The organism is Heliomicrobium undosum (assembly GCF_009877425.1).
Classification (GTDB): Bacteria; Bacillota; Desulfitobacteriia; order Heliobacteriales; family Heliobacteriaceae; genus Heliomicrobium; species Heliomicrobium undosum.
Genome location: NZ_WXEY01000014.1, coordinates 1 through 11,341 on the forward strand (window position 1 = coordinate 1; position 11,341 = coordinate 11,341).

5 protein-coding genes are annotated in these 11,341 nt (G+C 55.8%); 4 read left to right on the forward strand and 1 reads right to left on the reverse strand.

Annotation, left to right across the window (positions count from 1 at the left end):
* Positions 1-2,001, forward strand: a 2,001-nt coding sequence (locus tag GTO91_RS12085) for a methyl-accepting chemotaxis protein (RefSeq protein WP_161258984.1), incomplete at its 5' end; no start/stop codon positions are given.
* A 120-nt stretch (positions 2,002-2,121) separates the two neighbouring features.
* Positions 2,122-2,445, forward strand: a complete 324-nt coding sequence (locus GTO91_RS12090; protein ID WP_161258985.1) for a DUF4405 domain-containing protein — start codon at positions 2,122-2,124, stop codon at positions 2,443-2,445.
* Positions 2,446-2,605: 160 nt separating this feature from the next.
* Here GTO91_RS12090 and GTO91_RS12095 read toward each other — a convergent pair whose 3' ends face one another.
* Entirely contained in the window at positions 2,606-4,573 is a 1,968-nt protein-coding gene (locus GTO91_RS12095; RefSeq protein WP_161258986.1) for an SLC13 family permease, read from the reverse strand.
* Positions 4,574-4,783: 210 nt separating this feature from the next.
* On the opposite strand from GTO91_RS12095, the gene GTO91_RS12100 reads away from it, so the two are divergent.
* Positions 4,784-7,831: a site-specific DNA-methyltransferase gene (locus GTO91_RS12100; RefSeq protein WP_161258987.1), complete on the forward strand. Its 3,048-nt coding sequence runs from the start codon at positions 4,784-4,786 to the stop codon at positions 7,829-7,831.
* Positions 7,832-7,842: 11 nt separating this feature from the next.
* Positions 7,843-11,298, forward strand: a complete 3,456-nt coding sequence (locus GTO91_RS12105) for a DEAD/DEAH box helicase family protein (RefSeq protein WP_161258988.1) — start codon at positions 7,843-7,845, stop codon at positions 11,296-11,298.
* Positions 11,299-11,341: the final 43 nt, after the last annotated feature.

The window sequence follows — 11,341 nt, forward strand, 5'->3', positions numbered from 1 at the left end:
ATGTATCTGGCCATGGGACAGTTTTTCGATCAGATCGATTTTAATAAAAAGGAAAACATCGGCGTGGAATACAATAACGCCCTGGTGGCGTTGCTCGGTTCCATCGTGAATCAGTCTGCCCCATCACCGTCGGCACCCCCTTCGCAATCGCAGGGCTCTTCGCTGTCAATGGACCCTTCTAGACCGCTGTCCCCGCCCAATAAGGCGAACCCAACACCTAACATCGAGGCGGCCATAGCCCAGGTGGATCGGTTTGATAACCAATCGGGCCACATTCTGAAAACCCGGGAGATTTGGTCCGAATGGAAAAAACACCGGCAGGAAGCGAAGCCAAAACAGTCATTGGATGAACTCGTCGCCTTGATCGCCCATGTGGGCGATGCATCCAACCTCATCCTCGATCCCGAACTGGACAGCTACTATCTGATGGATTCCGTCGTCAACAAGTTGCCCAACATCGTCGTAAAACTGGTTGAAGTCAGGGACTTTGTGACATCCCTGCCGGTCGGGCAAGACCTTTCCAATGAGCAGCGAGTCGCGCTCATCTACCTGATCGCGGAAACCGAGGGTTTGCTGGAAAACGAGAAGAGCGGTCTCGCCGTCGTCTACGGGGAAAATCCTGCCATGAAGGAAGTCTTGGAAAGAGGCGACAGCGCCACCCTGTCGACTGTGAAGAATGCGCTGCTCCAGGTGCATAGCCAGGTTGTCACACCAGGTCGAGTGGCGCAACTGCCCCGGGAAGCGATCAACTCCCTGACATCGGGGATCACCCAATGTATCGAGTTGCATCAGGGCCACTCGCAGGCCCTGACCGGTTTGATCGACCAGCGGATTGACAAGTACGGGGCCAAGAAAAACATGACCCTCCTCGCCTTCGTCGCTGGCATGTTGCTCGCTCTGTACTTCTTCAGCGCCCTGTACCGGACCCTCAAGGTCCAGGTGCGGCAACTGCAGGCGCTCACAAAAGAGGTCGCCGGGGGGGACCTGACGCTGTCCATGGACGTCCTGTCCAAGGACGAGATCGGTGAACTGATCGATTCCTTCAACAGCATGGTGGCCAATCAACGACAAATAGTCCGCACTGTCCGCGATTCGGCGGTGCAACTATCGTCGACGATGGAAGAATTGGCTGCCTCTTCAGAAGAAGTGGCGGTGGCGGCGTCGGGGATCACCCATTCCGTCAAGGAACTGGCGAAAGGCACGGACAATTCCAAGGCGTCTGTGGCGAACATATCCCGGGAAATCCAGAAGTTTTCCGCTCAAAACGAGATTTCCAAGCAGCGGTCCCTTTCAGCCGCGTCGAAGTCACAGGGAACGCTGACCACGGCGATGAACAGCAGTGCAACGGTCAAAGGGCTCGTCGCCAAAATGGATAATATCCGAGAAAAGACCCTTGATACGGAACAGATGTTAAAGACGCTCGATCAGTTCACCCAGCAGATCGACCAGATCAGCCAGACCATCACCGGCATCGCCAGCCAGACGAACCTGCTGGCCTTAAACGCCGCCATCGAAGCCGCCCGCGCCGGCGAGGCCGGGCGAGGTTTTGCCGTTGTCGCCGAAGAGGTGCGCATCTTAGCGGAGCGCTCCAACAATGAAGCCAAAGAGGTCATCGCCCTGGTGCAGAGAATCTTGGAGACGACCCTCCGGGCTGTGGCGGCGAACCGCTCCAACTGTGTTGAGGTGGAAGAAGGCGTCCGCATCGCCGAACAGGCAGGCAAAGCCATCACAGAAATCATTGAGGCCGTCACCGGTACGGTCAACGATATCCAGCAGATCGCCGGTGTCACGATCGAGCAGGTAACCGGCCTGGAGAGGGTTGTTGCCTACATCAGCCAGGTGGCCAAAGAGGTCGAAGCGCCGGCGGAGAATGCGGCGACTGTGCTCTCGGCAGCGAACGAGATCGCCGCAACCATGGAAAACATGGCTGTCGGCACGGGGCAGAACAGCGAGATGGCTCGGTCGCTGCGACGCGCAGTAGAGCGGTTTCGGGTGGAGTAAACGCTGCCCCGGAATCCGAAGGATTCACAAATTCTACACAAACCTTTCAGATGCATTTCAGTTTCCTCTGGTACATTAATAGCACAGAAGGAAACAACGAAAATCTGGGAGGTTTCAAACATGAGTTCCATCACCAATCAATCGCTTCCAAACCTGAGCGTCGAGGGCAGCGCCGCCGGACGCTCAGCGATCAGTAAAGTTAAAGGCGTCATTTCCAGTGCGCTGGCCCTGCTTGGTCTAATCGTCACCGTAACCGGCATCGGTTTGTTCGTCGCCCCCCATGGTCCTGTGGCCGCGAAAGGCTGGACGTTCCTGGGAATGAACGTGCCTGTGCTGAAGGACCTGCATATCTGGCTGGGCTTTGGGATGGCGGCCTTTGTCCTCGGCCACTTCGCTCTCAACCTGAAGACGCTGATCGCTGAGTTAAAACAACTCTTTCGCTAACCCCTGTGACATCGACAGGGTCTGTCGTCAACGTGGTGTGTCCTCAAGGGTAAGACTGGTCAGAGAACCAGGCGCCAAGATAAGCGAAGACCGTCAGTTTCGAGCTGACGGTCTTTTTTTCATCCGATTTTTGTTCCAACGTTCCAACGTCCAACGGTTCTCAATAAATCAACCCCACCGTTTCCCAGTACGGCACGGCGACACAAATGGAAAGCAGACAGATCACGCCATAGACAATCGCTAAGCCGCGTGTTTGCTCATGTCTGAACATTTTTTGGTCTGTTCCCTCCACCATGGACAGGTACATGGCGTTTTGGCTCGGCAATACCCAGGGGTTGCTGGCCAGCAGCATGATGATACCGACCACAACCGGATTGAGATGCATGGCCTCACAGAGCGGTGTCACCGTTAACATGCCTACGAGCAGGGCAGGGGTAATGGGCAAGACAAAGCGAAGCAGATAGAGATACACAGCGACGGCTAACAGGAAGACCAACTGGCTGTCCATGACCGTCTTTAACAACGGTTGCAGTAGGTGGGATAAGGTGTCGGTCAAACCGGTGGATTTCATGGCGTTTCCGAATCCGACCATGGAGCCGAAAGTGATCAGAAAGCCCCAATCGATGCCGGAACGGATGGTTTTATCGGTGAGGACAGCACCCACATAGAGGATGAGGAAGCTGACCAGGGAGATCCAGGCGCCGTCGATGTGATGCCAGGTCTGGGTCAGAAAGCCGATCAGGGAGAAGGAGGTCGCCAGCAGGCACACCTTTTCCTCGCGGGTTAAGGGACCCAGGACTTTCAGTTGCGCCTCGATCATCGTCGGTTGGATCTGCAAGCCCTCCTTGTGCGGAAACATCAGCAGAATCGCCAGAAAGGAAAGAATAAAAAAGGCGAAACCGAGCGGCGCAGCATGGAAGAACCAGGTCTGATAAGATACCGATTGCGCTACGTCCTGGGGAAGCAACCCCAGGATCACGTAACAGACGGCAGCGCCGTTCATAAACAGGAAGGACATGTGGCCGAATCCGAGCAGGCAGCTCATCGCCAGCCCGACGGAAGCGCTGCTGCCGCCTGGAAGGCGCAGGGTTTCTCCCAAAGCGGCCAACATGGGCGCGACGAGGGTCACACGGCCATTCGATGATGGGATCACCGGTGTCAGCACCATGCCTGTGATCGCCCAAGCTAGGGTTTGACCGCCGTAGTTGGGCGGAAACCGCTTCATCACCAGTAGCGCCAACCGGTACATCAGACCCGTTCGTGAGATCCCCGCCGTCAGCGCTGAAACGCCAAGAATCAGAAACCACGATGAGTGAGAAAAACCGGAAAAGGCGATATTCGGCGTCGTCGCCTGCAGCAAGACGGCAGCCAGGGGCAAACACAAGGCGACGGCGTGGGGAGAGTAGAGGTTGAAGGACCAGAACAGCGCGGCTGCGGCGATGATCTGCAACAAGGCGGTATGGGACGCCTTCATCCCGGCGGACTGGAGGAGGAAATGAAGGATAATCTCCACAAAGGCGGTGAAGAGAAGCAACGCCAGTGGCTTGCGGTTTTTGAACAAACCGCCCCAGAGGGCGCCAAGGGAACAGAGAGGAAGAAGGGCTGTCGGGGAGGTTTGTCGATCCTGAGCAATCGCGGCCTCCGGATGCCCGGCAACAGGCTCTGCGGAGGCGGCCGTTTCCTGATGATCCGGTTGGGTGTCCACATCATGGCCGGACTGGGCGGCCAAACGCTTGGACAGCAATTTTGCGATGGCGATGGCCAGGCTGTGATGCTCATGCAACAGGTAGTCGAAACGCCCCTTGGATAAGCGGGCCAGCCGGCACGGCGTCATCGTCTTCACCGTAGCGGTCCGGGGAACAGCGGTCAGCAGGGCCATTTCGCCGAAACAGTCATTCTCGCCAAACTCGGCGAGAATGACTGGAGCTTGACCATCAGGGGGGGCGCGAAAGACGGACACTGATCCCGACAAGATAATGTACAAGGAATCGCCCGGATCGCCTTCATGAAATATCACATAGCCTGCCGGGTACTGCACCTCTTCGAACTCAGGCAACAACTTGGCCCGGTGGATGCGGTCCAAACCGGAGAAGATGGGGATATCCAGCGATCGTATATCTACGTCCATAAAGTAGATCCACTCCCAACTACCGGTTTGATTTCATATTACATGATTACGCAGGAAAATAACAATAAATTTCCAATGTCCAAAAGCGCCGTTGATGGCCCTTAATGTTGTATTCCGGCCTCATTGGCCTGTCGAACCATGGGGAGGAGAATCGGGGCCGAAACTCGAAAAGGTACAATTCTTACTCCTATTCGATGAAAGGAGACCTTCATGAGCAAGGCCTACCAAAAACTCAAACGGATTTTGTCGCAGATGCTTCAGTTAGACCGGGCCGACCTGGATTTCGGTATTTACCGCATCATGAATGTAAAACGCGCCGAAGTAGAAAAGTTTTTCAACAATGACCTGCTCCCGCAAATCAAGCAGGCATTGAGCAAATATACTGCGAATGATGAAGGCCAGCGGCTGCTGGTCGAGAAATCGGCCGTCCAAACACAGGCGGTCGTAGGGGGCGCCATTGGGTTGGCCGCTCGAAAGCAGGCGATCGATGGGGATGCCTTTGAACAAGAGGTTTACGCTCACCTGGCCGACTTTTTCAGCCGCTACTATGACAAAGGCGACTTTATCGCCCAGCGTCGTTACAAAGAAGGGGTGTACGCCCTTCCTTACCAAGGTGAGGAAGTGAAACTGTACTGGGCCAATGCCGATCAGTACTATGTCAAATCGGCCGAAGACTTGAGCCACTACACATTCAAAGTGCCCTCAGGAAAAAAGGTGCACTTTCGCATTACCGGGGCTGACGTAGAGCGTGACAATAATAAAGAAGCAAAGGGCAAGGAACGCCGCTTCGCCCTTTGCAGCGAAGCGCCCCTCCAAGAAGCGGGCGGCGACCTGATCATCCGCTTTGCGTACTTTCCAAACAGCAAGAAACAGCAGGAACTCAATGAGGCGACCCTATCTACGTTGCGAGCCCTGCTGGCCGAAGCGCCTTGGCAGGGGAAATGGGACAAACTTTTCCAGCCGGCGCCATCTGAGAGCGCTTCCCAAGGCCTTGCCGCAAGCGCTTCTGACCGCCCTTCCGAACGCGCCTTGCTGGAAAAGCATCTGAACATTTTTACCGCCAAAAACAGCTTCGATTACTTTATCCATAAGGATTTGGGCGGCTTTCTCCGTCAGGAATTGGACTTTTACATCAAAAACGAGATCATGCGTCTCGATGACCTCAACACCGAGGGAGAACTGCCGCTGGAAACGACGTTGGCGAAGATCCGGGTCGTCAAGGACGTGGGTTACAAGATCATTCAGTTCCTGGCGCAGATCGAAGATTTCCAGAAAAGGGTGTGGCTGAAGAAAAAGTTTGTCCTGGAAACCCACTACTGCGTAACCGTGGACAGGCTCCCCGATGAACTGCTCGAAGAAGTGATCAACAACACAAAGCAGATCGGGGAATGGAAAAAACTCTTCGTCATCGACGAGTTGGAAGGGTATGCAGAGCCGGTGACGTTCGCGTTCCTCCGCGCCAACCCCTATCTGGTCGTGGACACCGCCCTTTTCAAAGAGGACTTTGCGCAGCGACTGGTCGCTTCCTTCGACTCGTTCGATGACCGGTTGGACGGATTGCTCGTTCACGGCGACAATTTTCAAGCCTTGCAGTTATTGCAGGCGAAGTATAGAGAACAGGTAAAATGCGTCTATATCGATCCGCCCTATAACGCCAAGTCGAGCGAGATATTATATAAGAACAGTTACAAGCATTCATCATGGCTGTCCATGATGTTCGATCGGCTGCAACTGGGCAAGAACTATCTGCGGGAAGACGGCGTCCAGGTCATCGCCATCGACGAGGTGGAACAAGAGGTATTGGGACAGATCATCAGCCAGGTCTTTCCCGATTACAGGAAGGTCTGCGTTCCCATCGTCCACAACCCCCGGGGCCAGCAGGGAAAAAACGTGTCCTATGTGCACGAATTTGCCTACTTCATCTATCCGAGCGACGAGCAGAAGTATCTGGCCGATGTCAAGCGAGGGGAGATCAATTCGAGAACGCTGCGCGACAGCGGAACCGAGTCGGACCGAACGGACGCGAGGACCTGTTTTTATCCCTTTATCGTGAAAAATGAAAAGATCGTCGCCATCGGCGATGTGCCTGATGACGCCTTCCATCCCGCCGGTGCGAATGTGTGCAGGGCAGACGGAACCATCGAGATCTGGCCGATTGACGAATCGGGCAATGAAAAGAAATGGAGATACGCGCGCAACTCGGTGGAGCGGATTCTTGACAAACTGGAGATCAAAAAGGGCAGAAGCGCATGGCAGGTCATCTTTCACAAGGACACGGGCGTCATGCGTTCCTTGTGGGCAGACGCCAAATATGACGCCAGTGAGTACGGCACGAAGTTGTTGCAGGGGCTCTTTGGTGAAGAGGCGACCGCTCTATTTTCCTACCCGAAATCGATCCATACGGTGCAAGATACCCTTGCCGTCGCCTTTCACGACGACAGGTCGGGAATGGTCCTGGACTATTTTGCCGGAAGCGGGACGACAGGCCATGGGGTCATCAACCTGAACCGGGAGGATCAGGGAGCGCGCAAGTACATCCTCATCGAAATGGGCGAGTATTTTCACACGGTGACGAAACCGCGCCTGCAGAAGGCGATCTACTCCAAGGACTGGAAAAACGGCAAGCCCCTCTCGCGGCAGGGCGCCAGCCATATGTTCAAGTACATCCGTCTCGAATCCTATGAAGACGCCTTGAACAACCTGCAGATCCGCCCTCAGACGGCGGTGCAGCAGAGCCTGCTCGACGGCAACGAGGAATTTAGAGAGAGCTATCTCCTCGAGTACATGCTGGATGTGGAAACACAAGGCAGCCCATCTTTGCTCAATATCGATGGATTCGCCAATCCCTTTGCTTACAAGTTGAAAATCCACCGCGACGGCGAATTTCAGTTCGTCCATGTGGATCTGGTGGAGACTTTCCACTACGTATTGGGGTTGAAAGTGAACCGGCAGAAGGCCCGCGAGGGCTATTGCCTGGATCAGGCGGAGTACCTCTTCCAGGCCATCGAAGGGGAGACGCCCGACGGTCACCGCGTCCTCGTCATCTGGCGCACCCTGACGGGCGATATGGCCCGGGACAATGCCGCATTGGACGCTTATTTTGTCGATAACTACGGCAACGGTGCCGCCGCCTTTGACCGCATCTATGTCAATGGCGACAACAACCTGGCGCTCCACAGACCCGGCGACCATGCCTGGAGGGTCTTTTCCATCGAAGAAGCCTTCCTGAAAGGCATGTTTGACGATCAAAGCTACTGAGGAGGGCGGTCATGGCCAAGACATCCGGTGTGCAGAACCGCTCCCCGAAAGGTAGTGGCAAAGGCAGGGGAAAAGGCAGGGGCAAAGGCCGCGGCGCAGCCCTGAAAGACAAAGCGACGCTGCCCTTTGAACAGCGCCTGGTCCTCAACCGCTACATGTTCCAACTCTTCGGCTGTCGCGATCTGGCCGATTTGGTCGGTGTGCCCAAAGACCGGCAGGGATTTATGATCGATGCCGTCACAGGGATGAAAGAGCCCCGGCTGGAACAATGGGACGACGATAACATCACCCGCTTTCATCACTTCCTAAGCAACCGCCTGCCCGACCACGCTCCCATACAGCGCGAACAGTTGCTCCAGTATGACCAGAACATCGTCCGGCACACCCTGGCCATTCAGGAACGACGGGAAAAGCGCGTCTACTGGAAGTACTTTCAATACCTCGCCCTGCTCTTCACCGAAATCTACCTGGACCGGTACTTCAGCGATCCCGAAAGCCTCCTGAAGGAATTGAACGCCTTTGTCGACGCCTTCAACGCGGGAAAGGTTGATGGCGACCAAATCGCTCCCTATCAGCCTGAAGACCTGCGCAAGTTGGCCTTCTGGAGCGCCACCGGCTCCGGCAAGACCCTGTTGATGCACGTCAACATCCTTCAGTACCTGCACTATCTGAAACTGCGCGGCCGGGAAGAACGGTTGAACCGGATCATTCTGTTGACGCCGAACGAGGGCCTCTCTCGCCAGCACGAAAAGGAGCTGCACCTGTCCGGTCTGGCGGCGAGCCTCTTCGCGAAAAGCGATGGCGGCGCCTTCAAGGGCCAACAGGTCGACATCATCGACATCTACAAATTGCAGGATGAACGGGAAAAGAAGGGGACCGCCATGGTCAAGACGGTCCCCGTGGGCGCTTTTGAGGGCAACAACCTGGTGCTCGTCGATGAAGGCCACCGCGGCGCCGGCGGCGATGACTGGAAGCCCAAACGAGACAGGCTGTGCGAACAAGGCTTCTCTTTCGAGTATTCGGCCACCTTCGGCCAGGCCATGAAAGCCTCCGCGAAACGAGAACTTGTCCAGGAATACGCCAAGTGCATCCTCTTCGATTACCGCTATCGCTACTTCTACGATGACGGCTTTGGCAAGGAATTTGCGATCCTGAACCTTGCCGATGAGCGTGACGAGATGATGCGCCGCCGCTACCTGACGGCCTGCCTGCTCGTCTATTACCAGCAACTGCGCCTGTTTGCCGACAAACCGAAGGAAGCGGCCCGATACCTGCTGGAAAAACCGCTGCTCGTTTTCGTGGGCGGCAAGGTGACGGCTGTGCGGAAAGAGAACAAGCGCCAGGTCTCCGATGTGCTGGACACGCTGTTGTTTTTGAAGGCGTTTGTCGGTGCGCCTGGGCACGCCAAAAGCGATTTGCGGCAGTTGCTCTCCGGACAGACCGGTCTGCATGGCTCGGACAAGCGGGATCTCTTCGCCCACCGCTTCAATTATCTGAAAAGCCTGGGCTGGAGCGTAGAACGGCTCTATGAAGACATGCTGCGGTTGCTCTTTCATACCGATACAGCCGGGGCGACGATGCATGTGGAGAACCTGAAAAAAGCCGACGGGGAAATCGGCCTTCGCTTCGGCAATGGCGGTTATTTTGGGGTGATCAACGTGGGCGACGCGCCTGCGCTGCTGGCCCTTTGCGAAACACAGGGTCTTCCCTTCGAGACGAATGACTTCACCGGTTCCCTCTTTCGCCGCATCGATGAGAAGGACTCGCCGATTAATGTGCTCATCGGCTCGAAAAAGTTTACCGAGGGCTGGAACAGTTGGCGGGTCAGCACGATGGGCCTCATGTATGTGGGCGCCGGCGAAGGTCCGGAAATCATTCAACTGTTCGGTCGCGGCGTCCGATTGAAGGGCAAAGGGTTCTCCCTCAAGCGCAGCAGCCGCCTTCCCGGAGAAAAAGCGCCGAAATGGCTGGAGACGCTGGAGACTCTCCATGTGTTCGGGGTCCGGGCCGATTACATGGAGCAATTTAACGAACACCTGGAAGCCGACGGGGTAACCAAAGGCCGGGAGTGGACCGACCCGGTCGCACTGCCGGTCATCCGGCAACGGAGCAAGCGGCCATTGACATTCTTGCAGATCCGTGACGAGGCGGACTTCAAAAGGCGCGGCGAAAACCCGCTCTTGTCGCTGCCCGATGAACGCCTGCTGCGGCGGCCCATCGTTCTCAACTGGTACCCGAAGGTTCAAGCCATGCAGAGCAAAAGGAAAGCTTACGGCTTTCCGGCGGGTGGAGCAGGGGAAGAGGAGTGGAGGGGCGCGACAGGGGCGACAAGCGCGACAAGCGCGATAGGCCCGACGGGCGCGACAGTAGCGAAAGATTTGATAGATGCGTCAGTAACGCGAGAACTAAGGCAAGCGAAGTTGGGAGAGGGAAAGTTGGGAGAAGCGAACACCGCTTTTCTCGATGTTGACGCCCTCTACTTCGAACTCTTGCGGCATAAAAGGGAGCGGGGCTACCATAACCTGACGATTCCCCGTGGAATCGTGGAGCAGTTGCTGGCGCGGACCGATTGGTATATCCTCCAGATTCCCCCCGACCTGCTGCGACCGGGCGATTTTACCCGTGTGCGCCTCTGGCAGGAAATCGCGGCGGCATTGCTCAAAAGGTACTGCGACCGTTTCTACTACGTCAAGAAGGCGGCCTACGACAGCCAGCACTTAGAGTACGTGGGACTCGATGAATATGAAGCGAGCCGGGCGAAGCGAGGCAAGCCGGGGAACTTCTTGGCCGAGTATGAGGTCAGGGTGCGCCAGGATTTTGACGGCGCCGGTGAGGCGGTCCGACAGTTGACCCAACTGGCCTCTGACATCCGGGCCAAGAATTTGGCCGAGGTGAGACTGGGCGGTTTTCAAACGATTCTATCGAAACGGCATCTCTATCAGCCCTTGATCCATGTGGAAACGGAAACCTTTCAAGTCAGCCCCGTCGCTTTGAACGATGGGGAGCGCAGGCTCGTCCGCCACATCGAACAGTGTTATCAGGCGAAGGCGAGTTTCTTCCGTGACAAAGAACTGTACCTGCTCCGGAATCAAAGCCGGGGGCGCGGACTTGGCTTTTTTGAAGCCGATAACTTCTACCCCGATTTTATCCTCTGGCTCTTCCATGGAGACAAGGAGCACATCGTCTTCATCGATCCGAAGGGATTGGTCTGGTCGAATGGTCCGAGAGACCCCAAGATCCACTTTGCCGAGTCGATCAAGGAGATCGAGCGACGGTTGGGCGATCCCAGGATTCGATTGCATTCCTTCATCGTCACGTCGACGCCCTTTCACACAATCCAGGATCGCGGATGGGACGAGAACATATCGCCGCGAGATCTGGAGAGGTATAACGTCTACTTTCAGGAAGACGATGAGAGATATGATTATGTGGAGAGGATCATCAATAGGGTTTTACAAGACGGATGATCTGCGATGACGAGATTTTGTTCGGGGCCGACTTCTCTTCGGT